Genomic DNA, 24,013 nt, shown 5'->3' with positions numbered 1-24,013 from the left:
TTTAAAACAATAATGTAGTAAAATTACATCATTTTGTGAAAATTACAAGAAAAACTTAGTGAAAAATAAATTAAAATACAAAAATAATTGTTATAATTACAGCGATATTTAAAAATATTACATATAATAAATGTCTGATGAATATACTGATATTTTATTGGGAACATCAATCTATGGCGTGTTAAAATAGCCGCCAGATAAAAATTATAATTCTAACTTTAATATAGCTATCTTTTGGATGACGCATGACGCAAGAACAACAACTTTGTGATATTGGTTTTATTGGCCTTGGAGTAATGGGCAAAAACTTAGTATTAAACTTAGCTGATAACGGCTTTACTATTGCCGCTTTCGATTTAGATAATGGAAAAGTAGTCGATGCTATCGCTCAGGATCGACTAGAAAATCAGGCCGGTGGTAATCGAGTTGTAGGTTGTTCTTCCTATACAGAGTTACTGTCAAAACTAAAAGCGCCACATTTAATTGTCCTTTCCGTACCAGCAGGTGAACCGGTTGATCAGGTTTCAGCAAGTTTAATTGGGGCGGGTATTCAGCCTGATGACATCGTAATAGATACAGGTAACAGCCTTTGGGTTGATACTGTGGCACGGGAAGAAAAGTATAAGAATAATTTTATTTTATTTTCGTCTGCCGTGTCGGGTGGTGAAGAGGGGGCACGCTTTGGTCCGTCATTAATGCCAAGTGGTTCACCTTATGCGTGGACACGGATTAAGCCAATTTGGGAAGCGATTGCGGCAAAAGTTGATAGTGAAACGGGTAAACCTATTGAGCGTAACCAACCAGGGCAGGTAGTTAATACTGGTGATCCATGTACTGCTTATATTGGTCCTGCCGGAGCGGGTCACTATGTAAAAATGGTGCATAACGGTATTGAATATGCGGATATGCAAATCATTTGTGAAGCTTACCATGTGTTAAGGGAAGGCTTATCGTTAAGCACTGATGAAATTGCTGATATTTTTGAGCAATGGAATCAAGGACCATTAGATAGCTATTTAATGGAAATTTCGGTGGAAGTGCTACGCCATAAAGCGTCAGATGATACACCGCTTGTTGATTTGATCCTTGATAAAGCAGGGCAAAAGGGCACCGGCTTGTGGACGGCAGTTAGTAGTTTAGAAGTTGGTGCGCCAGCACCGACCATTGCTCAGGCTGTTTATGCACGCTCAATGTCATCATTTAAAACATTAAGAGAGCAAGCAAGTCATTTGCTAACTGCGCCTGATGCTAGAAGTTATAACAGTGATGAACAACAACAGCTGATCAATCATCTGCACGATGCAATATATTGTGCAAAAATTTGTGCTTATGCTCAGGGTTTTCAATTAATGAAGCAAGCAGAACAAGAGCATGGTTGGAAGTTAGAATTTGCGAGCATAGCTAAGATCTGGCGTGCCGGTTGTATTATTCGTGCGGTATTTCTGCAATCGATCACTGAAGCATTTGAGCGTAATGAAGAGTTGGAAAATTTAATTCTTGACGAATTTTTTGCCCAGCAATTAAGTAAATATCAGGCGTCATGGCGTAAAGCGATTGCTGAAATTACGTTAATGGGGATCCCGGTTGGCGCATTGTCATCTTCGTTATCTTATTATGATTCAATGCGCAGTTCAGTGTTACCTGCTAACCTTTTACAAGGACAGCGTGACTATTTTGGTGCCCATACTTTTGAGCGTAATGATAAGGCCAAAGGCAAGAAGTATCATGTAGAATGGTCAACGACTGAAAGAAATATCGTCGAAATATAATAGCAAAGGCAGCAAAGTGCATGAGTGATGAACAATATAAAGATAAGTTGTCACCTGAAGCTTATCAGGTTTGTCGGTTAGCAGCGACGGAACGTCCGTTTACCGGCAAATATAATGATCATTGGCTTGTTGGTGTTTATCATTGTGCCTGCTGTGAACAAGCTTTGTTTCTTTCCAGTGCGAAATTTGATGCTGGATGTGGCTGGCCTAGTTTTAATGATTGTCTTAAAGAACAGGTCAGCTATTTACCGGATAATTCTCATCGAATGATCAGAACGGAAATTCAATGCCGACATTGCCAGTCGCATCTTGGCCATGTCTTTGATGATGGACCTCAACCGACTGGCAAGCGTTATTGCGTTAATTCTCTGAGTTTGATATTTCGCCCTGAAGCAGAATAACGTGAATTAAAACTTTGGCGGCACAAAAGTCTTATTGGTAATTTTCGCTAACGTTGATTCTGCCACCAGATCGAGAAATTCACCGTCCAATTGGTATACGTCTAAGTAGTTTTTAAAAGTTCCAGGTTTAATGTCTTTATCTGCTGGATCGTAAAGTTGGAGAATTCTTAGCCAGATATAGGCCTGTTTTACCTGTTGTTTTTCTGCAAAAATACTAGACAAGGTTTTAAATATTTCGTTATTTACTTTGCTCTCAGGGTTAAATAATTCCAGAGCATGAAATAATAGTTGTAAGGTTTTTTGTTGGTCCGTCTTAGTATAATAGGTCGCCAGCTCATACTGAGATTCAGGAGTTTCCAGTGCTTGAGTGCCTTCCATGGCTAAAAATTTAGCTAGTGCCTGTTTATCAAGAAACCGGGTCCAGTGATAATATAATAACCTTGGATGCTCTGAGCTTCTTGTTTGCTCAGCAATTTCTTCAAGCCGATTACGCGCTTTCATCATATTTTCAATGCGTCGGGTTTTTTTCTCTTTTAATTTTACATGCTCAATATTAGAGGCATGGGTGACGCATTTATTATAATTTTCATAGGCAATTAATTGATGGAACTTATGAATGTCTTGTGGAGCAGTTTTAGCTGCAATATTTGCCATGCCAACTTCGATACGCTCTTTTTTGCACCAGGAATCCTCATGGAACTCTTCACATATTTGAGGGTGCTGCTGGCATAATTGAACATAATTAGGAGCTGAATCACAGCCCAAAAGCGAGGTCAGCGCGGTTAATAGTAAAAAATAGCTAATTTTCATCAATGTGCTCAAAAAAATATATTAAGAAAGTCGGTGTAACCTATAGCGAAACATTTCATGTTCAATTACAATACGCCCCGCATTTCGTTACTAATATTAATCACTATAATGAATATTAGTACATGGTTCAATTGACTGAAATAAAAGGTTTACGCAATGACTTCTCATCTTGAGGAACAATATCAAACTAGCTGGCAAGAACGTCAAACATTTGCTGAAAATATGCAGCCTATTATTGGGCAGCTATTTAGAAACAAAGGTATTGAAGTTTCTGTTTATGGACGCCCATTAGTGAATGCTTCTGCTATCGACATTATCAAAGCCCATAAGTCTGTCGCATTACATGAAGAAAGTAAGCTTCGTTTACGTGAAAGCTTTCCTTTTATCGAAGCGTTAAGCAAAATGGAATTAGCGCCGGCACGTATTGATGTAGGTAAGTTAGCGTATCGTTATTTGTTTCAAGGTGGTGCTAACGGTTTTTCGATTGAACAATATTTAGAAAAAGAATTAACTGACATCTGTAAAAATGCTGACCAAGAGCCAGCAAAAGACGTAGTGTTATACGGTTTTGGCCGTATTGGTCGTTTATTAGCTCGTTTATTAATAGAGCGTGCTGGACCGAGTTCTAAACTCAACTTACGTGCGATTGTTATTCGCCCAGGAAAAGATGGTGATTTAGCCAAACGCGCTAGTTTATTGCGTCGTGACTCTGTTCATGGTGCGTTTAACGGTAGTATCACTATTGATGAAGAAAATAACGTTATCAAAGCAAATGGTGCATTTATTAAAGTAATTTATGCTAATTCACCATCAGAAATTGATTATACTTCCTACGGTATTAATAATGCGCTAGTTGTTGATAATACTGGTATTTGGAGTGATGAAGAGGGCTTAGGGCAACACTTACAGTCTACTGGTGTGGCTAAAGTACTATTAACGGCGCCAGCAAAAGGCGATATTAAAAACATCGTTTACGGCGTAAACGAAGATATGATTTTAGCGGAAGATAAAATCATATCTGCAGCTAGCTGTACAACTAATGCTATCACCCCTGTGTTAAAAGCATTAAATGATCACTTTGGTATCAGAAATGGCCATGTAGAAACGGTCCATTCATATACCAATGACCAAAACCTGATCGATAATTATCATAAAGCACCACGTCGCGGCCGCAGTGCACCACTAAATATGGTGATCAGTACGACCGGTGCAGCAAAAGCCGTAGCTAAAGCATTACCAGAGTTAAAAGGTTTATTAACAGGTAACGCTATTCGTGTACCTACGCCAAATGTATCGATGGCTATTATGAACCTGAATCTTAAGCAAGAAACGTCGAAAGAAGCGTTAAATGATTATTTACGTAATATCTCGTTAAACTCTAAGTTACAAAACCAGGTTGATTACACAGCATCGACTGAAATTGTTTCAACTGACTTAGTTGGTTCTCGTTATGCGGGTGTGGTTGATTCACAAGCAACTATTGTTGACGGCGATAGAGCTGTACTTTATGTCTGGTATGACAACGAGTTTGGCTATAGCTGTCAGGTGGTACGAGTGATGTTGGAAATGGCAGGGATCACAATCCCTACTTTGCCACAAAGCTAAAAACTCGTCGATATGCAAAGAAAAAAAGGTGCTTAAATGCACCTTTTTTTATTAAGTTTTCTCTGTTATGGTCGATACTGTAAAAGGTGTGATGAAAAAACGTTGTACTTTTATCAATCATTAAGAGAGGTTTTATGTCTATAACCATAGGTTCTACAGATAGCGTTCAAACCAATACTGAATCAGCTCACGCAATATTGACCGCGAAAAAAGCACAAAGCCAACAAGAAATTGAAGGGCAAATGGCGCTCAAGCTAATAGAGTCAGCAAGTCCAGAAGGTGCTGCGATGCCTGCGGTTGGCAATAGCGGACATAATATCAATATTAAAGTGTAGTTTTATATAGGCTAAATACAACGAGCTGGCTTTGGCAAGCCAGCATATTTAGTTGCTTGTTTAGCTGGTCCCTCTGGAAATAGTCGATATAAATAGCGGCTGCTTGCTTTTTCCGCACCAAATTCTGCTTTCATTGCTTTAGTCAGTGCCCGTATAGCGGGTGAAGTATTATAAGTTATATAAAACTGACGGACGAAACGTATCACTTCCCAATGCTGCTCAGTTAGTACTAAATCATCCTGCATAGCAATAACTTGCGCTAATGGCTCAGACCATTGAGTATGGTCGATTAAATAGCCTTGGGTATCTGTTGCTATTTCTTGTTGATTAAACACTAAACTCATTGCCAGGTTACCGAATTAGAATAGGTAAAAATTAGCTCTGTTAATTGAGCTAAATGAATCTTTTTTATCGAAGCGTGGGCTATTAATGCTCTTGCTGTCATATGAGGTGTTATTGCATAGACGTTTGAGGTCACTGCGAGAATATCTGCTAATAATTGATGGTTATTAAGGTAACAGCCATCATCGAGTAAAACAATTGCATCATCAGGGGTTAACAACGTTAACATTAAACTCGCTTGCTGGACAGCAAAGGGAGAACTTCTTAGTAGGTGAATACTGGTGTTTTCCATAAAAATAATCCTAGAAAGTTAATATCGTCGCGTGTTGTTTTAACGCTTCAGCAAACGGCTCAGCAGCGAGTACTTTTACACCATCAATATGGAAATTTGCGCTGATACCTCTTTCTATTAAACTTTGCTCGCAGACATACAGATGTTCTAAATCATAAAATTCAAATGCGGCGAAAGTCTTTAAAAAATCTTTTACATTAATCTGTGCAGGTTGTTGTTGCGCTACCAGTTGCCAAACTCCATCACCTTTAAAGAATAAGTGAGTTTCTTGCTCATAACTTCCCATGATCATAGCAATATCTAATGCATCTTTAGCATCAGGAGCACAAAAAGGGGCGCAAGTATTTAAAATCGCGATTGATTTAGTCGTTATCATAATTGCACCACACGATCTGCTTTACTATGAAGTTCAACCAACTCACCTAAACCTGCCATGGTAAATGCCTGATGGCTAAGTTCAAGGTTGCTTTCGCTTAATAAACCATGTTTTTCAGCTGCCGTGCTACATAGGTATAACGGGATGTTTGTTGTTTGCGAAAGCTCTTGCCACCGGGGAAGTAAAGGGGATTCATCACTAGGTATCACTAGATGTTCACTGGCATTTAGTACGCCTACTTGGTAAAAGAACACGCCAATAACATTCATTCCCTGATCGACTGATTGTGAGATAAATTGGAACGCAGTTTCAGTTAAATGATTGTTTGGGGCGGTAGTAATAATAACAGCCAAACTTTTCACGCTAGTGCCTTAGTTGTTTATTTAGTTGAAAAAAAAGCCTCTATTTTAGAGGCTTTTTATTATACGTTAAATTTTACCAGAGATTAATCATCAGAGCCAAAAGCCCCTAATAAATGTAATAGGCTGGTAAAAATATTATAAATATTTAAGTATAAAGCAACGGTTGCGCGAATATAGTTGCGTTCGCCACCGTGAATGATACGGCTAGTATCAAACAAAATTAAACCCGACATGATCATAATGATTGCTGCGCTTAAGGCCAATGATACTGCTGGGATAGCAAAGAAAATATTCGCAATAGCTGCAATGATCACGACAATCAGACCTACCATTAAAAAGCCCCCCATAAAAGAGAAGTCTTTTTTACTGGTTAGGGCATATCCTGATAAGGCGAAAAAGATTAATGCAGTGCCGCCTAAAGCTTGCATGATAAGTGAACCACCATTAGGTAATGCCGCATAATAGTTAAGCATTGGCCCTAAAGATGCGCCCATTAAGCCAGTGAAGGCAAAAATCCAGAAGATACCATTAGCTTTATCAGCTTGTTTATTGACCACAAATAATAAGCCGAAAGCAACAAGTGTCATTACTAGAGCCGCCAAATGAGACAAGCCCATTGCCATTGAAATACCGGCAGTTACTGCGCTAAACGCTAATGTCATTGATAATAGCATGTAAGTGTTTTTTAACACTTTATTGATTTCAATAGCAGAGCCGCGACTCGCCGTTTGAAAACCCATATTTGATTGCATAAACATTCCTCTAAGAACTGTAATTATATTTTTAAGATAAGGGCAAAATTGATAAGTTCAAGTAAAGATCAATTTTAACCAGCAAATCTTATGACATATTATGACATAAGATTTGTAAATTACTATGCCTTATTTAAATTTTATCCTTGATAGTAATGACACTATTTTGTTACAAAATATAGTGGAAATTTAATTTATATAACAAAGCACTAACTATTTTGTGCATTCGTGACTTCTGACTTTCTAAAGCAGGACTCGCTATGATCGTTAATTAAGCCACATGCCTGCAGGTGGGCATAGCAAATAGTAGAGCCAAAGAACTTAAATCCCCGTTTTTTTAAATCTGCACTAATAGCGTCAGACAAGGGAGATGTCGCTGGGTAATCCGCTAATGTTCGGATATTGTTTTCAATCGGAGTATTGTTAACATAACGCCATAAGTAGTTACAAAAGCTGCCAAATTCTTCTTGGATGGTGATAAAAATTTTAGCGTTGCTAATTGCCGCTTTAATTTTGGCTCTATTGCGGATGATTGACGCGTCCTGCATTAACTGCTCAACTTTATTTTCATCGAAAGTTGCTACGGTATGAACATCAAAATCAGCAAAAGCTTTTTTATAGCCAGCTCGTCTTTTTAAAATAGTGTACCAACTGAGCCCGGCCTGGGCTGATTCTAAGATGATAAATTCAAACATTTTCTTATCATCACGAACAGGAACGCCCCATTCTTCATCATGATATTTAACATAGTCTGGTTTACTGGTATCTAACCAAGGGCATCTTGTTGGTTGTTCCGTTGTCATATTGTTTTTGAGGTATATTGCGATAGATATTATCTTACTTTGCCATTGAAATTAGTACAATTATTAATAACTGCTACTCTTATTATAGGACTATATGGACACTCACTTTTATTTAGGGTTGCAGGTATGCTCGAACAGGAAATTAATAACCTTGATGCTATCCCATTTCCATTAATAGAAATTACGACTCAGGGGCAAATCGTTGCAACGAATGCTGCGTTTACTAGTATGTTTCAGTTTGATGTTAGTACTAACGTTAACATCAATACACTTTTTCAATTTACTAATGAGCAGCTGGATTTTACCGAGCTGGTAAGAAGTGGCGGCGAAATTACATGTATAGCGTTATATCAAAAAAGCTTAGTGGATAAATGTGATGTACAGCTTAGCATTAGGCCGCAACCGCAAAATAACAGCTTACTTACTGTTTTAGTAGAAAAGTCACCTTATTGGTATCGTCAGTACAATTTAAAAAAGCAGGCATTACATAAAATAGAGCACAGTATTGACCGAACATCTACCGGACTATGGGAATACGACTTAGGTAGTCAACAAGCAGAATTCTCAGGAAGGTTCAAAGAGTTGGTGATGGTTCCCCGTGATCATCTCTTAACCTGGCAAGAATTTAGGAGTTTAGTGTTTAGTGAAGACAAAGGTGTGTTTGATGCTTTTCTTAATAACCATATTCAATTCAATATTTTATTGTCGTTTGAATTTAGGATAGTTAAAAATGGCAAAGTTCACTGGTTTCAACTAAAAGGAGAAGCGATTCAAGATCAAAATCGAGCGCGGATCATCATGGGTTCGTTAACAGATTGTACCGAGATAAAAAAAACCATCGCCAAGTTAAACGACACCGTTGAAAGTAAAGATATTGCCATGAAAGCGGGGAATATTGGCACTTGGCGAGCTGAGTGTATTGATGGTAAACGTTGGCGTTGGCGCTGGGATGAATTGGCCAATCAGATGTTTATGCTCAATAAAGAAGACATAGGCAAGATAAATAAATTACTCAGCTTATTGCACCCGGAAGACTCACCACGCATTATCGCCGCAATTGAAAACTCGTTAAAAACGGGTGAATTTTTTAATGAACATTACCGGGTAATTTTAGCTAATGGCGAACTTAAATATATTTTAGGAAAAGGTAAGGTTAGTAAAAACTTTAATGGTAACAGTTATCGTATCGATGGTATCTGTATTGACCAGACGCTTATTTATAAAGTACAGCATGAGCTAGAACTGTTAAATAACCAATTAGAACAGCGGGTGTTAAGTCGTACTCGCTTATTAGAGAAAGCAAAAGAACAGGCTGAACAAGCTAGTCAGACGAAAACGGATTTTCTTTCAATGATGAGCCACGAACTAAGAACACCAATGAATGCCGTCATAGGTTCGTTAGACTTGTTATCAACAACAGAGCTGAGTGTTGAATCACTCGATTTGTTAGATACCGCAAAAACGTCAGCTAATAACCTAGTTTTTATACTTAATGACATTTTAGATATTAACAAAATTGAGGCAGGTAAATTAGAACTGGAAGAGTCTGCGTTTTCTGTATCTGAAGTTATCGACAATATCGTTAAAGTATTTATTCCAGTGCTATCAAAGCAAAATGTGCAATTGGTAGTGATAGAAGATCCGCAGATCCCACGATTTGTTAAAGGCGATGCTACCCGAGTGAGACAAATCTTGTTTAATATTCTCGGCAATGCCATTAAATTTACAGGTGGTAAATCACACGACAAAGGCGTGATCAAATTAATTGCTAGGGTTGAAGAAAGTAATCAACTACTAAGCCATATCAGTTTTGTAATCTCTGACAACGGTATAGGCATCGCAAAAGATGTTCAGCAAAAGTTGTTTTCGCCTTTTACTCAGGCTGAGCGCTCTACCACTCGAAAATACGGTGGTACGGGGTTAGGGTTAAATATTTGCGGTAAATTAACGGAAATGATGGGCGGGGAGATTTCATTAAAAAGTAAATTGGGTGAAGGGACAACATTTACCATTAATTTGCCGCTATGGATCTCACAAGAAACGACTGCATTGGAAGTAGAAACATTAACCGGGACCAATGTCGCAATTTTATCGATGATCAATGATGATTTAGAGCGAGTTTATAATTGGACAGCTTATCTCGCTGAAGAAGGAGCATCGGTGAAGTTGGTTGAATTTGATCATGTCGTCGAGCACAGTGATGAATTTGATGTAGTCATTATTCTTGCCAATTATCAAGAAGCTATTAGACAACAAGTCGCTTCGCTTTATCAGCAAGTGAAAAACTCCAGTAATATCTGCTGTGCCATTCAGCGCAATGAAATCGCTTTATTCCGTGAATTTCTTCCCGGAGTGAAGTTGTTGCCCGTCTGTCCAATAACTCGTGTACAGCTAATTGATACCGTCAAGCAAATAAAGTTAAGTAATCAAACCTTAACCCTTGATGATCTGGATTTAAGTGAACTGGCATTATCATTAGAAGAAACAAGCACCGAAAGCACTCATTTAAAAGGCGGTATCTTAGTAGTGGAAGATAATCCTCTTAACCAGAAATTAATTAAAAAACAAATGAAGCATATCGGTTACGCCTGCGACATTGCAAATAATGGTGAAGAGGGGATAACACAATGGCAAAACAAACGTTATAAATTAATCTTAACCGATTGTCATATGCCGTTGGTTGATGGGTACGATATGACTAAGAGTATTCGGGCACAAGAAAAACAAAAACAGCTTAAGCCTATTCCTATCATTGCAATTACGGGCGCCGCGATGACTGGTGATGAACAACACTGTTTTGATAGCGGTATGAATGACTTTGTCAGTAAGCCAATGCAAATGTCGGATTTAAAAGAAGTCCTTAAAAAGTGGTATAAATATGAACAATAAGAAGCAGGTATTGAACAAAGAGGTGATGATTAACCTTATTGGTGATGATCAAGTGGCAGCGAGAAAATTTGAAATTGAATTTCTCAAGCAAGCAAAAGATTCAATTGCTGAGATTACCGCCTATTTTAATCAAGAACGCTTTAAAGAGATCAGTGAAGCAGCGCACTACCTGAAAACCTCAGCTAACGCTATTGGTGCCGAAATTACGGCAGATCATCTTCAACAGTTGGAAAACTGTGCTATTAATCAAGATTCAATGCAATGTAAACAGCAAATTATTGAAATTCATCAAGCGGTTAAACAAGTGTATGCGGAGGTGGTGAATAATGACTAAACCTATGTCTATTGCTTGTCGTCACCCCAAAGTTGTAATGCTTATGGATAACGAAGAAAACATTGCAGGCGCTGCGAATATCATTGCTGAACAGATTGAAGAATATCGTACCATATTATTTGACGATAAAAGTGCCAAGTATCTCGCGATGACAAAACCAGGGGTGTTACTAATAGCACTAAATAATGTAGAGAAAAGCGTCAAAGTCTATGGTGAACTGGTTGAGAGTGGCATTGTTAATTATCCACATAACAGCATCATTTTATGTAATAACAAAGAATCAGGTTTAGCGTTTAGGTGTTGTATTAAAGGTTTGTTTGACAATTACTTTGTTTATCAACCTTTATATGAAAGATTCCGCTTAAAAATGATAGTGCATAGTGCACTTCAAAATACTCAGCTCAGTGCCGATTACGCTGGCATTCAGGAAGAACAGTTAGAGCAGGTTGATGAAGAGTTTAATCAATTAATTGAAGAAAGCAGTCAATGCAAAAACAAACTGTTGCAACAAATAGAGAACAGCCGTGAAGAGATAAGGCAAGTATCTGAAAAAATAGAACAGTCACAACAAAATGTCGATGTTTCTCCCCAAGAGATCCTTAGAGGGATCACAGAAGAACATTTAAAACCATTATTGAACTCTTTAGAAAATGATATTAAATCTAACTTAGGTAGTATGATCAGCCAATTGGTTAATCAACAACAAAGTCAGAAAAAGCATACGAAAGCATCAGTCGAATTGACAACACCTAAACGAGCAGATCATCAATCGCTCTATCAAAATGTAAGTAATGCTGAAAAGGCTGATGAGGTTGAAAATAAACCGCAAGCGAGTAAAAAAGGCATATTGCAAGATCCGATTAAAAAGGCGGTGTTAAATAATGATAGTGGCCGCATTTTGGTTGTTGAAGATAATCAACTTTATCGCGATATGCTAGTTAATGTGCTTAGCAAAGAAAAATATACCGTTGATGAGGTAAGTGATGGTTTAAAAGCGATACGTAAAATAAAAGATAGCGATTATGACCTGATCATAATGGACTTATTTATGCCAAATCTTGATGGTTTAAATGCCACTAAACAAATTCGAAATGTTTCTGGTGGTAAAGACATTCCAGTGATTGCGTTAACCGGTAACAAGAATAAGGAAATAGTCCGTAAATGGGCGGCGTACGGTTTAAAAGGTTATATTATGAAACCGTCAACTAGGGAAGAAATCTTGGCCGCCGTGTCTCGTTGCGTCGCATGATTTTTATACCCGATCACAAAAAAAGCCCGTTGATTGACTAAATAGGCAACAAAGTGGTTATAAAATTAGCAAACAGTACATTTAGGAAAAATTAATACTTTACAAGCGTTTTCGTTCACTTTAATATTCGCCTCGTCTTAAGGCAACGCCTTAATGACCTCTGGTGAGATGGCTGAGTGGTCGAAAGCACCGGTCTTGAAAACCGGCAAGGGTTTGTAGCCCTTCTAGAGTTCAAATCTCTATCTCACCGCCATATTTAGTAAAAAAGCCGCTGATATTATCAGCGGCTTTTTTATTTCCAATCTTTATTTTTAATCGTTTAACGTGCTTGGCAAGATCAAACTAATGCTAGTGCCCTGACCAAGTGTTGACGTTATCGCTATTTCACCTTTAAGTTCATTCTCAACTAAGCCTCTGCTGATATAAAGCCCGAGGCCAGTACCGCCTTTATTAGCTTTTGTGGTATAGAATTTATCGAATATTTTTGACAGCTGCTCCGCTGGGATCCCCATGCCATTATCTGTTACCTTAATAATGATTTTATCTTGTTGCTCTGTTACGTCTATATCGACGACGCCTTGATCATTTTCATTAAAGGCATGCATTAGGGCATTATTAATTAAATTGGTGATCACCTGAGAAATAGTGCCACTGTAACTGTAGATGTAAATAGGCTCAGTTAGGTTTACGTTAACCTGATGGGCTGTTCTTTTGATTTTAGGGTGCAAGGTCAGGACGATATCGTTAAGCAAGGTTTTTAAGTTGAATTTATCGAGCGTTAAATTACACTGGCCAACAGCAATATTTTTAAAACTTGTCATTAACTGATCCGCTCGAATGCTGTTTCTGTCACAGAGCTCAATAATACTTTTGTGTTCATGAATAAAATCGAGTAATTCTTGTTTTTTTAAATTGCCTTGTTCGAGGTGCTGTTCTATTAGTTCAAGATTATCTTTCAACATGCTAACCGATAGCTTCAAATTACCGAGTGGCGTTGATACTTCATGGGTGATACTGGCGACCATTTCACCAAGCGCGGCCATTGCCCGATTCTGTTCTAATAACTCTTGCTCAAGTAGGCGCTTTTTACTAATGCTGAGCTGATGACCGACTCTGGCAAGTAATACCTCTCGTTCTACTGGCTTTGTAATATAGTCAGCTCCGCCGACAGAAAAACCTTTACGTAAATCTTCAGGAGCAACTTTTGCGGTAACAAATATAATGGGTATATCTTGAGTGGCTGAGGAAGCCTTTAGTTGACTGCAAGTTTCAAAACCATCGATACCTGGCATGAGTACATCTAACAAGATTAAATCAGGTTTTAAATTGGCTGCTAATTTAAGCGCGGTTTCTCCACTGGTGACTGCAGAAATACGATAGCCCTGTTGCTCTAAATAACGGCGTAACAAATCTATATTGGTTGGATTATCGTCAACGATTAATAGTGTTTGATGCTCATCCATCGTCCATTACACTCTGTAGAAATTCCAGCATTGCATCCATATCATAACTATAGACAAATTCGCTTAAATATTGAACTAACGGGGATAGCTCTGGTTTTTCCTCCTTTAAAGATGTCAAGAATTGCTCAATTTCTGTAATTTGATAGAGCTGGCAATATTGCAATAGTGTTTTCATTTGTGGCTGGCAATATTGAGCTAATTCATGTAAATGAATTAAATCGCTATTAGCTTGCAAAGAACCTACTTTATTTTGATAGTCGTATTCAATATGAAGCAGTTGTTTAAGTGTTTGGTAAACATCTTCAAAATGAAATGGTTTTGCAATAAAGCCATTAAAGCCTAGGTCGACAAAATATTCTTCGTCAAAATGCATACTAGATGCTGAAACGGCTACTACTAATACATCCGGGTAATTAGTGATAATTTGCTTTAATAATTGATCCCCAGCCATTTCTGGCATCATCATATCGGTAAAGACTAGATCTATTTTATGTTGCGACATCAGGTTAAGAGCGGTTTGACCATGCTCAGCTTGATAAACGGTAAAACCGACATCCGATAACATACGGGTCAGTATGATACGGTTAACTTCAATATCATCGACCACCAAGATACTTTTACTTTGATCCGCTCTTAGTTGTTTTACTTGCCAATCGTCGTTAGCGCCCAGTTCAGCCTCAACCACGGGAAGTTGAATATCAAAATAAAATTTTGCCCCTTGTGCTAATTCAGACTCTAAGTGCAGGTCACAAGCCATTAATGAAAGGTATTTTTTCGATATGGTTAAGCCTAACCCTGTACCGCCAAGTCCTTCTTGAAGATTGCCTTGATTAAACGCATTAAAGATCTTTTGCTGATACTCTGGCGCAATTCCTGGGCCAGTGTCGGCAATTTCAAAATGAAAATAATTATTAGCTTGAGGGGTTAGGGTAAAGCAAACTTGTCCATTATCGGTAAATTTAATCGCATTACCAATAAGGTTAATTAATACTTGCCTAAGTTTGCCTTGATCACCTAATACTGACAGTTTTTGACTGGCAATGTTATTAACGGTTTGCCATTCCAGTTGTTTTTGTTGCGCCTTTAGTCTGAACATATCACTGAGCGTGATAAACATTAATTCCAGATCAAACACCTGCTTATTTAAAGTGACGGCATTGGCTTCAATTTTTGATAGATCTAAGACATCGTTAATAATCCCCAGTAAATGTTCGCCAGAATGTTCAATCACGGACAATGAATGTTGTTGATCGCCGGATAAATCAGTGTCTCTTTGTAATATCTGGGTATAACCTAAGATAGCGTTCATCGGTGTTCTGATCTCATGAGAAATGTTGGCAAGAAACGCTGATTTTGATTTATTGGCCGCAATAGCTTCGTCCATTGCCAGTTGCAGCTGTTCGGTTGCTTGTTGTTTCGCCGATATTTCCGTGGTGAGCTGCATATTTAAGTCAGATAGCTGACTTTGCCTTTGTTGCATTTGTCTTAAAATAAACAACACCGCTAAGGCACTAAATAACAATAGCGCACTTATTAACCCTACCATTTGCCAAAAGATATTGTTGACCTTACTAACACCATGTTCTAACGGCTGTATTACTTCTAAAACACCACGAATATCGCCAACTTGCCAGTCGTTTTTCGGTGTATCTGGATGGCTGTTATGACAGCTGATACAGGCGGGGCGCATAACATCAGCGACAGCATAACGTAAACTTAAAACACCATTAACCATTTCTATTTGGGTAAATGCCTGCTTTGGTGTTTGTTGAAACGATTGCCACGCTTGGCGTTCAAATTCGCCGTTTAGGCCGCCGGTTTGTTGTCGCCATGGAAAAGGGTATGCACTGTATAATTTTGCTTTTACCTGATCGCCATGTTCGCTCAGCTTATCTATTAATAGCATGCTTAATGTCGCGGGCAGGGGAATAGCACCCGTTTTATCGTGATAGTCATGAGTGATTTCTAGTCCTTGACGAGCTGCTGTTGCGACTACTTCGGAGGAATATAGGGTGCGAAATTCAGTCAGTAAGTTAATGTATTGTGCTGCACTGCTTTGGGTTGTTGAGCGAACCAAATCAAGATTTAGTTTTTTTACATACCAAAACATCGCCAGAGATATCAGTAATATCAGGCAGAAGACAAGTAACAGTGATTTTGAATAACCACGGCGAAAACTAAAGCGAGAAAAGGATTTCAATCGAAAAATCCAATACCTTGTTTTTACATTCTGCTATTTAGTATAGGCATAAATTAGCAAGTGTTTGTAAAATTTATAGAAATTCTTTAATTTCTTTCATTGTTAACTGTAATAAAAATAAAATATTGGTAACGCGTAACAAAATCTTACCTATCAAGTGTATCTAGATGGCTTGCAATGCGTTGTCGAGATCGGCAATAAGGTCTTCGACATTTTCTAATCCAACGGAAATTCGAATATCACTGGTAGATATGCCCATTTGTTCAAATTGCTCTGCTGATTGTTCTTTTAGCCCACTGATAGCAGGGGCATAGACTAAGCTTTCATGACCGCCCCAGCTAACGCCTATTTGAAAAAGTTGTAATGAATTAACAAATAGTTTGACTTGAGTGAGGGTACAAGTTTTCAATTGAAAACTCATTAAGCCGCTATAGCCAGTCATTTGTTTGTTAGCTAATTTATATTGTGGAAAACTAACTAATCCCGGGTAGTTAACTTTTTCAATACCATCATGCTGATGCAGGAAGTTGGCAACCTTTAGCGCATTTTGCTGATGTTTTTCCATGCGTAATGATAATGTTCTTAAACTCCTAAGTAGAAACCAGGCTTCCATTGGCGCCATTTTTGCGCCCAGTAATTCATATTCCCTGAAATGTATGGCATTTAAGAGTTGTTCACTGCCAATTAATACTCCGGCAATAATATCGCTATGGCCACCTAAGTATTTTGAACAGGAATGAATTTCTAAATCTATGCCTAAGGATAACGGTTTTTGAAATAACGGTGTTGCCCAGGTGTTATCCATCGCGGTTGCGATTTGATGTTTTTTCGCAAGCTTAGCAATGGCAGCTAAATCCTGTAATTTAAAGACCACAGAAGAAGGGCTTTCTAAATAAATTAACTTAGTGTTGGGGCGAATATGCTTTTTAAAATCTTCAACGTCGGTGCCGTCAACATAACTCACTTCGATATTAAATTTTGCGATTAGAAAATCATTGATCAGGCTTATTGACGGGCCGTAAGTATTTTTTAAGGTGATCAGGTGATCTCCCGCGCTCAAAAAATGGAGCATCGCCGCTGAAACCGCAGCCATACCCGAAGCAAATAGCTTAGCTGTTTCTCCGTGAGCAAGTTGCGCCAGCTTTTGTTCTGCCATGCGAACCGTAGGGTTAGTGCCTCGGGTATAGATAGGATTATTCACTTTATCCTCAAAAGCGTGTTCAATCGCTTGCCAGGAATCAAAGGTAAACAATGAATTTTGGTATATTGGAGGCACAACAGCACCGAAGCTGTCAGTATTTTGCTGAACATCGCTGACCATTTGTGTGTCGCTATGAAATGTATCATCCATTGGGTAACTCATCCTTTTTAGTTGTTTGTTGAAAATATCCGATACCGCACCAGGCAAAGAGAAATGCTATGGCAATATTAATTAATGATAATAATTGCCAGCGCCAGTAGTCTTGAATCGCAACGTTGAGTGAGGCATAGACAAATACCGACGTAGTACTCCACGGGATCAGGCTTTCTATCATGGTTCCTGTGTCTTCAAGTGAGCGAGAAAGCACTTTGCGCGGTAGCTTGCATTGGTCATACTTAGTCTTAAATGATTCCCCTACAACAAAACTGTTGGCGTATTGACTTGAGGTTAATGCATTGACTACTCCTGAGGCGATCAAAGTAGTGGAAATGAGTGCGGCTTGTGAAGATATTTTATCTAGCACATGATTAATAACAGTTGGAATGGCATTAATACAATCAAGGGCGCCAAGATAGATAAACACTAAGATCACAATAATGATCGGGGTATTAAGTGCATATAGCCCGCCGCGATTAAATAGACCATCTAACGGATCAGGTAATTGCGTCGAGCTATTGGTCAACATGTTGATGTCAAACCCTTGGTAAAGCGTTTGAAAAACCGCTGATAGCGTTACCTCTTGAAATACTAGCGCTAAGATACATGCGGCAATAGAAGATAAGATCAAGGTCGGTAGCGCCGCTACTTTTCTTATTGCACCGATTAATACGATTACTGGCGGTATTAATAATAAGATATTTAGGCTAAATAATTGCTCAATGCCGTTAAGAGTTTGTGTCAGTATATCTACCGTGCGTAAATCGCTGCTAGCGATGTTGATAATGTTAGCCGGATAAATGACATCAAGTAAAACAAACCCCAGACAAGCAAGTACTGCGGACGGCACTGTCGTCACCAGCATAGACTCTATATGTTGATAGACATCGATATTAACGGCTATTGCAGCGATATTAGTAGTGTCTGACAGCGGAGAGAGTTTATCTCCAAAATAAGCTCCGCCGACAATAGCACCAGTCGTGATTGCTAAGTCGGCGTTAATGACATTAGCAACAGAGATCAATACTAAACCTATAGTCGCTATCGAGCCCCAAGAAGTACCTGTACACAATGAAAAAAATACCGGTGTTATAAATGCGACTAAATAGATGTGCTCAGCAGAGATAATGGTTAATCCGTAATACACTAAATAAGGGATAGTGCCAGCAATCATCCAGCTAGCGATTAAAAGGCCTATGGCAAACAAAATCAATAACGTTGGCAAAGCTTGAGCTAATTTTGCTGTAATACGTTCTAAAATTTGTGACCATTGATGGCCTATGGCAAGTAAATAGCTAATGCTAGCAATGGCCGAGAGCAGAAATATAATTTCAAGGGGGAGCTGAGGTTGTTGCCAAACAACAGGCCTGACAATTAAGCCATAGCCGATAGTTAAAACTAAAATGCTAATGGTGACCACACTATCAATAAGCTGGCGTCGCTTGTCCTTGACCATGAATTATTTTTGCTCTTTGCTGATTGGAGTTAATCTTGCTGCCCAACCACCGTTTGGTGCTAAGTTAATTGTGATAGTGTCATCCCGATTAACGATACGACGTTTTATCTGATAATCACTGGCATACTTATCTGCATTAACACCATCTTCAAACGTCACAAGTTGGTATTCGCCATCACTTAAAAACGATAACTTTGCGCTAAAACTTTTAGCAATGTCGTTATTCATTGCACCAATAAACCAGTTATTGCCTGAACGCCTGGCGCTGACGATATGCTCAGCCATCTTAGCAAACAGTATGTTAGTATCATCCCATACCGTTGGAATTGCGCTAATAAAGCGAGTGGTTTGATCTTCCGCTAAATAATTTGACGGACTATCAGCGAGCATTTGCAGTGGACTTTCATAGATGACATACATGGCAACTTGATGAGCACGGGTGGTTTGGCTCATAGGGCGATTAAAAGCAATACTGAAATTTTTCGGTTGTTTATTGACCATAGCACCTGGGGTATAATCCATCGGCCCGGCAACCATTCGGATAAAGGGCAAAGTTAAATTGTGTTTAGTCGTAATATAATCTGCCCATTTATTGTGCTCTAAACCTCTTAAGCCTTCTCGGGTTAACACATTAGGGTAAGTACGTCTTAATCCGGCGGGTTTATATGAACCGTGGAAATCTACTAATAGATGACGTTTGGCTGCTTGTTCTGCTACTCGCCAGTAATATTGCACCATGCTTTGGTCATCACGCTGCATAAAATCGACTTTGATCCCAGCTGCGCCCCAAGTTTTATAGGTATCTAATGCACGCGTTAATTTTTGCGCCAATGTCTCCCATATCACCCAAAGAATCACATCAACATTTTTGCTTTTGCCGTAGCGAATAATTTCTTTGACGTCGATATCGGGCGATACTTTTAATACATCGCCTAACTGATACCAGCCTTCGTCCAGTAAGATATATTCAATATTGTACTTTGCAGCAAAATCAATGAAGTATTTATAGGTTTGGGTGTTAATACCTGAAATGAAATCAACGCCATAAATATTATTCGCATTCCACCAGTCCCAGGCAACTTTTCCCGGTTTTATCCAGTCTGGGTTTACAATTCGATTAGGTTCAGCCAATAAATAGCTCAGTTGATTGGTTAACAGCGCTTTATCATTATTTGCCAAAACCATAATGCGCCAAGGAAAATGTTTAACGACTTTACTTTCCGGGTATTGAGCAATAAAGTCTGCCCGTTCAGTGATCACTTCATTGCGGTCAGAATTAGCTTTTAACTTACTTTTTACCACATAATGAGGGAATTTCGCATTGAGGCTATAGGTGTCACTGCCGCTTAGCCACATTCCGGGATAATCTTGCAAAGCGCTTTCGGTTAGTACAACTTTGACATTATTCGCTGCCACCATTAATGGTAAACTGGCAAATTGTGCCTGGGTAATTTCGCTAAGTGTTGTTTGCTGATATAAACGTTCATTGTGTGAGATAAAGCTTTGCTCTTGTGGAAAGAAAACTTGTGCATCCTTGGCAAAGTTAAAATTAGCAACTTCTTTTAATACGGTAAACGGCGTTTTTTGCAAGGATGAAAAGCGATAAGCAATGCCATTATTATAAACTCTAAAGGTCAAAGATAATTGCTGGCTAAACGCAAGAGATAACTCATTAAATTGTTCATGAATTTTTGCGGTTTTTTGTTTAACTACTGGCGTTATGACGCGATCAACCGTTTGGGTATCACTAGTAATCAACTGATAACGTTTAATTGCCGCACGGTTATCTGGTCTTATCGTTAACCAGGCTTTTGCATTGTCTGCGATCTTTTGATCGTAATAATTAACTGTGTAAGTTAAAGGCGTTTCCTGAGTTAGTATCTTAGGGACCTTAATGAGCAGCTGAGTTTGTTGATCCGGTGACGCAAGCTCAAATGTTTTTGCCTGTACGTTGTCGCTTAAAACAATCGCCAGCAGAGCATAGTTAACGGCTGAAAAAATAAAAAATAGGTATTTGTTCATAGCATGTCTTTATTTATTACTAGCGCCAAAGACAAAATAGTCTCTGGCAGCAGTAAGTTATTTTAGTGAGATTTCAAGTGGTGATTCGCCTTGCCACTGAAAGGTTTGCTGGTGATTTGATTGTTGATAAACAGAAACGGTATAGCTTTCTTGCTTGTTACTGTTTCTTTTAACACAAAGGTTAAAATTATCGTTAAATGCCTGAATTTTATTAAGACACATTTCATTCCAGCCGCTCGGTAAATAAGGCGCCGCTTTAAAAGAATTAAAACCAGTCGGTTCAATGCCAAAAATACCTTCAGTAACGACACGAGCATAGAGCGCACTTTCAGCAGATAAGTGACGTTGGTCGCCTTCTGGCCAAGCTTCAACCGCGTAGGGTACATGTTCACCTAATAATCGCTTACGAGAATAATATTTGAAGTAGCGCATCGCAGTGTCAGTTTCTTGTGCGGCAAAAATGCCTCGAAATGAATACAAAGTCGCGCGATCCCAAAATGTTTTGTTGCCGGCTTCACTATAAATTCCATTTTCATTCCATAGGTGAGAAGAAAGTAGGGCAGCAAGCGTTCCTTGTTTACGGGTAAATACCCCCATAGTTAGCGGCAGTGAAATCCAGGCTCTTAATTTAGTATTGCCGTCAAAATAGCGATAGGTGTCATATCCTTGCACTTTTGCGCCAAAGTACTTTTCAATATTTGACAGCAGCGTGGTTGCTTGTTCATGCAGTTGTTTAGCTTTTGCTGGATCGCCTAGTTGTTTATTTAAATAACTTGCACTGACTAAGGCACCATATGCCAGCATATTGGTACTTAGGTTATAATCACCGGCGGGAAAACGGCCTTCTAATTCATCACTGTCTGAACCAATAACACCTTGGCTGGACAATTGACGTTTGTTATAAGCTAAACACCAATCTATTAGAGGCATCAATGCATTAGCTTGTGCTTGGTGACCGTAGGCCAGAGCAAAACGACTGGCACCATAAGCTATCATAGCGCAATCCCCCCGATCACCAGCACCATTCCAGATATCATCGCCTTCGGCGATAATGGATGATGGAATTGGTTCAAATTTGTCGTTCATAAAGCGGGCAAAGTGATTAAAGCTATTGATAGCAGACTCGTTACCATTATCATTTCCTAAAAAAGGAAAGAACGGATTGATATATTCGGCCTGATCATTTGCCCAGATCGCAGCATAATAACGACCTCCTCCTGGGCCATGCATTAGGCCTCCTTTAGTGCGAAAGATACTTTCTGCTGCCCGTAACTTGGCAAACTCAAACATTTTGTTAACGACGGGATCTGGCGTTTTTAATTCAAGCTTTTGTTGTAACTGTGTGACATATTGCTGACGCGCTCTAATTTCCTCAGCACTATTAAACTGACGACTCTGACCCGTTTGGGTGGCAAAATAGTTGACGTAAATCGTCTTTTGCTCACCTTTTGCTAGAGTAAAGCTGCCACTGCTTTGGGATTGCGCTTCAATAGCATAACGGCCATAAACGCTTTTGCTATCATCTGTCTCATAACGATAATTAAAATTACTAGTTGTGATCTCTACCGATTGTTGGGCGTTATTTTCAAAACTAATACGTTCTACGATCAAAGGTTTATCTGGGCTAGGAGATAGGGTTCTGACAATAGTTATATCAGGTGAAATGCGGCTGGTTAACGTTAATATGCCATCAAAGTTTACCTGTATTAATTTTTCATGCTGAATGGTTTCACCGTTTAGCGAAATACTAGGAGAAGCATCTAAAGGAAATTCATGAATTAAGCTGGCATGGGTATCGTTAGGAATGGTTCGTAACATTGGCCAGACAAGTTTACGGTTAAGTACTAAATTACCTGCGTTATCACTACCGTAATAAATAATACCTGAAACCTGTTCACCACTAAATTCAATATGGTCTTGATGGCTATCTGTGACCTGCCATTGGATCCCGGTATTTGCTATTGACCAACGATCGTTTAGTTGCTCCGCTAAATCATTTAATGAATGGTTAGCGGTGAATGCATCAACAGGTGTCGTTATTGCGGCTAGTAATATCGCAATAGCATTAAGTTTTTTTTGCACTAGAAGTCTCCGTTAAGGTTTGTCGAACATAAAATGGCTAATCATCATTGGAACATATCGCTCTACAGAAACACTTGCCTATATTGAATAAAAGTTTCCTGAAAAATAGCTTTTATTGTTAATGATTAAAGGCTTCCTGACGAAATTTTTGCGGTGACATGTTAAATTCACGTTGAAAAATATCGTAAAAACGACTGATTGAGCCAAAACCTGCTTCGAGAGCAATGTTAAGTACTGCCTGATTGGTATCGATAAGTAGCGCCTGGGCGTGTTGCAACCTTAGTTTGTTAATGTACTGCTTGATGGAAATACGCATTACCTGATTAAATAGCTTCATCGCATAGTTTGGGTGTAAACCTGTATGTTTTGCGACATCATCAACGGTAATTTTTTGATCATAATGATCGGCGATATAACGTAAGATCACTTGAATATGAGTTAACCCTTTGACCAGAGATCTATTCTCACTATGTTTGTCATAATTGGTTAGCTCAAAGCTACTGTATGATTCCAGTGACATCCTCCTGATGCGGTTTCGAATTTCATCAATAACTTGTAGCATAAGCGGGTCTTGACCTAGTTCTAAGTCTTGTTGCCACATTAATGTTGAATGTTCATCGGTTGGGTGCAAACTGTTCGCGACTAATACTTCTCCATTTAACAGTTGATCTAAAAACGTCTGTGGCAGTTTCCAAGATAAAAATGCCGAGAGGGGAATATAAATATTAACCATCTCACCATCACCGTATGCAGCAGTCATTTGGTGAGGAATTGATGCCCAGAAGATGATCATGCGTCCTTCAGGAATCTTAATTTTCTGCCCATTAATTAAATAATCAGCAGAACAGTTAAATAAGTAATTGATCTCGATATGGCCATGCCAATGGCTGTTTTCCATCACTTCAGGCTTATGTCGCTGAAAGCCAAAATTGTTTTCATGTCCCTGAATTGTCAATGGGCTTTTAGGATTAAATTTAATTCGGTTTATCCAATCTAACATTATCATCGCTCAACAACAGATAGTTAAATAAAGGTAATGCAAAAAATAATTGCATACAATATAAAGGTTATTTTTCAGGAACTATTTAATAAAAAATAGGAGCTAGAGAAAGCA

At 38.8% G+C, this 24,013-nt stretch carries 21 protein-coding genes and 1 tRNA gene; 8 read left to right on the top strand and 14 right to left on the bottom strand.

Annotated features, from left to right (window positions below; all coding sequences use genetic code 11):
* Positions 1–245 precede the first annotated feature (245 nt).
* Together gndA and msrB are read left to right on the top strand one after the other, a co-directional pair.
* Positions 246–1,769, top strand: a complete 1,524-nt coding sequence (gene gndA, locus QQK06_RS19020) for an NADP-dependent phosphogluconate dehydrogenase (RefSeq protein ID WP_284246408.1) — start codon at positions 246–248, stop codon at positions 1,767–1,769.
* Between the two features lie 20 nt (positions 1,770–1,789).
* On the top strand, positions 1,790–2,170 hold the full coding sequence (msrB, locus tag QQK06_RS19015) for a peptide-methionine (R)-S-oxide reductase MsrB (RefSeq protein ID WP_284246407.1): 381 nt from the start codon (positions 1,790–1,792) through the stop codon (positions 2,168–2,170).
* 6 nt (positions 2,171–2,176) lie between these two features.
* Here the strand turns inward: msrB and QQK06_RS19010 are convergent, their stop codons facing one another.
* Positions 2,177–2,980, bottom strand: a complete 804-nt coding sequence (locus QQK06_RS19010) for a DUF2989 domain-containing protein (RefSeq protein ID WP_284246406.1) — start codon at positions 2,978–2,980, stop codon at positions 2,177–2,179.
* A gap of 156 nt (positions 2,981–3,136) precedes the next feature.
* Here QQK06_RS19010 and QQK06_RS19005 point away from each other — a divergent pair, with 156 nt between their 5' ends.
* Positions 3,137–4,585, top strand: a complete 1,449-nt coding sequence (locus QQK06_RS19005) for a glyceraldehyde-3-phosphate dehydrogenase (protein WP_284246405.1) — start codon at positions 3,137–3,139, stop codon at positions 4,583–4,585.
* Between the two features lie 134 nt (positions 4,586–4,719).
* Positions 4,720–4,920, top strand: a complete 201-nt coding sequence (locus QQK06_RS19000) for a cytoplasmic protein (RefSeq protein WP_284246404.1) — start codon at positions 4,720–4,722, stop codon at positions 4,918–4,920.
* An 11-nt stretch (positions 4,921–4,931) separates the two neighbouring features.
* On the opposite strand, the gene QQK06_RS18995 is transcribed toward QQK06_RS19000, so the two are convergent.
* The 6 genes from QQK06_RS18995 to QQK06_RS18970 form a co-directional block, all read right to left on the bottom strand.
* Positions 4,932–5,264, bottom strand: coding sequence for a TusE/DsrC/DsvC family sulfur relay protein (locus tag QQK06_RS18995; RefSeq protein WP_284246403.1), 333 nt, complete (start codon positions 5,262–5,264; stop codon positions 4,932–4,934).
* Positions 5,261–5,554 (bottom strand): sulfurtransferase complex subunit TusB, encoded by a 294-nt coding sequence (gene tusB / locus QQK06_RS18990; protein ID WP_284246402.1) that lies wholly within the window; start codon positions 5,552–5,554, stop codon positions 5,261–5,263. Before tusB ends, QQK06_RS18995 begins: the two co-directional genes overlap by 4 nt.
* Positions 5,555–5,564: 10 nt before the next feature.
* Positions 5,565–5,930: a sulfurtransferase complex subunit TusC gene (tusC, locus tag QQK06_RS18985; protein ID WP_284246401.1), complete on the bottom strand. Its 366-nt coding sequence runs from the start codon at positions 5,928–5,930 to the stop codon at positions 5,565–5,567.
* The gene (gene tusD / locus QQK06_RS18980; RefSeq protein ID WP_284246400.1) at positions 5,927–6,292 is read right to left on the bottom strand and encodes a sulfurtransferase complex subunit TusD; all 366 of its coding nucleotides are present in this window, start codon (positions 6,290–6,292) and stop codon (positions 5,927–5,929) included. Before tusD ends, tusC begins: the two co-directional genes overlap by 4 nt.
* Positions 6,293–6,375: 83 nt before the next feature.
* The gene (locus QQK06_RS18975; protein WP_284246399.1) at positions 6,376–7,044 is read right to left on the bottom strand and encodes a Bax inhibitor-1/YccA family protein; all 669 of its coding nucleotides are present in this window, start codon (positions 7,042–7,044) and stop codon (positions 6,376–6,378) included.
* Positions 7,045–7,253: 209 nt separating this feature from the next.
* The gene (locus tag QQK06_RS18970) at positions 7,254–7,847 is read right to left on the bottom strand and encodes a DNA-3-methyladenine glycosylase I (RefSeq protein ID WP_284246398.1); all 594 of its coding nucleotides are present in this window, start codon (positions 7,845–7,847) and stop codon (positions 7,254–7,256) included.
* 126 nt (positions 7,848–7,973) lie between these two features.
* On the opposite strand from QQK06_RS18970, the gene QQK06_RS18965 reads away from it, so the two are divergent.
* From QQK06_RS18965 to QQK06_RS18950, 4 genes are all read left to right on the top strand, one after another.
* The gene (locus QQK06_RS18965; RefSeq protein ID WP_284246397.1) at positions 7,974–10,736 is read left to right on the top strand and encodes a PAS domain-containing hybrid sensor histidine kinase/response regulator; all 2,763 of its coding nucleotides are present in this window, start codon (positions 7,974–7,976) and stop codon (positions 10,734–10,736) included.
* Complete coding sequence (locus QQK06_RS18960; RefSeq protein WP_284246395.1) at positions 10,726–11,070, top strand: Hpt domain-containing protein; 345 nt, start codon at positions 10,726–10,728, stop codon at positions 11,068–11,070. The genes QQK06_RS18965 and QQK06_RS18960 overlap by 11 nt, the downstream gene beginning before the upstream one ends.
* On the top strand, positions 11,063–12,319 hold the full coding sequence (locus tag QQK06_RS18955; RefSeq protein ID WP_284246394.1) for a response regulator: 1,257 nt from the start codon (positions 11,063–11,065) through the stop codon (positions 12,317–12,319). The genes QQK06_RS18960 and QQK06_RS18955 overlap by 8 nt, the downstream gene beginning before the upstream one ends.
* A 162-nt stretch (positions 12,320–12,481) precedes the next feature.
* Positions 12,482–12,572, top strand: a tRNA-Ser gene (locus QQK06_RS18950).
* Between the two features lie 58 nt (positions 12,573–12,630).
* Here the strand turns inward: QQK06_RS18950 and QQK06_RS18945 are convergent.
* The 7 genes from QQK06_RS18945 to melR all read right to left on the bottom strand — a co-directional run bounded on the left by QQK06_RS18945 (position 12,631) and on the right by melR (position 23,899).
* The gene (locus tag QQK06_RS18945) at positions 12,631–13,782 is read right to left on the bottom strand and encodes a sensor histidine kinase (RefSeq protein WP_284246393.1); all 1,152 of its coding nucleotides are present in this window, start codon (positions 13,780–13,782) and stop codon (positions 12,631–12,633) included.
* Entirely contained in the window at positions 13,775–15,982 is a 2,208-nt protein-coding gene (locus QQK06_RS18940; RefSeq protein ID WP_284246392.1) for a response regulator, read from the bottom strand. Before QQK06_RS18940 ends, QQK06_RS18945 begins: the two co-directional genes overlap by 8 nt.
* Positions 15,983–16,145: 163 nt before the next feature.
* A complete protein-coding gene (locus QQK06_RS18935) occupies positions 16,146–17,333 on the bottom strand; it encodes a trans-sulfuration enzyme family protein (protein ID WP_284246391.1) in 1,188 nt (395 codons plus the stop codon).
* The gene (locus tag QQK06_RS18930) at positions 17,326–18,795 is read right to left on the bottom strand and encodes a Na+/H+ antiporter NhaC family protein (protein WP_284246390.1); all 1,470 of its coding nucleotides are present in this window, start codon (positions 18,793–18,795) and stop codon (positions 17,326–17,328) included. Before QQK06_RS18930 ends, QQK06_RS18935 begins: the two co-directional genes overlap by 8 nt.
* Before the next feature lie 3 nt (positions 18,796–18,798).
* Positions 18,799–20,817 carry a glycoside hydrolase family 97 protein gene (locus QQK06_RS18925; protein ID WP_284246387.1) on the bottom strand — a complete coding sequence of 673 codons (2,019 nt, stop codon included), beginning with the start codon at positions 20,815–20,817 and terminating at the stop codon, positions 18,799–18,801.
* A 57-nt stretch (positions 20,818–20,874) separates the two neighbouring features.
* The gene (locus QQK06_RS18920) at positions 20,875–22,899 is read right to left on the bottom strand and encodes a glucosidase family protein (RefSeq protein WP_284246386.1); all 2,025 of its coding nucleotides are present in this window, start codon (positions 22,897–22,899) and stop codon (positions 20,875–20,877) included.
* A gap of 118 nt (positions 22,900–23,017) precedes the next feature.
* A complete protein-coding gene (gene melR, locus QQK06_RS18915) occupies positions 23,018–23,899 on the bottom strand; it encodes a transcriptional regulator MelR (RefSeq protein WP_284246384.1) in 882 nt (293 codons plus the stop codon).
* Positions 23,900–24,013: the final 114 nt, after the last annotated feature.

Source organism: Thalassotalea insulae (genome assembly GCF_030161395.1).
Taxonomy (GTDB): domain Bacteria; phylum Pseudomonadota; class Gammaproteobacteria; order Enterobacterales; family Alteromonadaceae; genus Thalassotalea_E; species Thalassotalea_E insulae.
The sequence above is the reverse complement of the archived record's forward strand: the minus strand, read 5'-3'. Positions and strand labels throughout refer to the sequence as shown.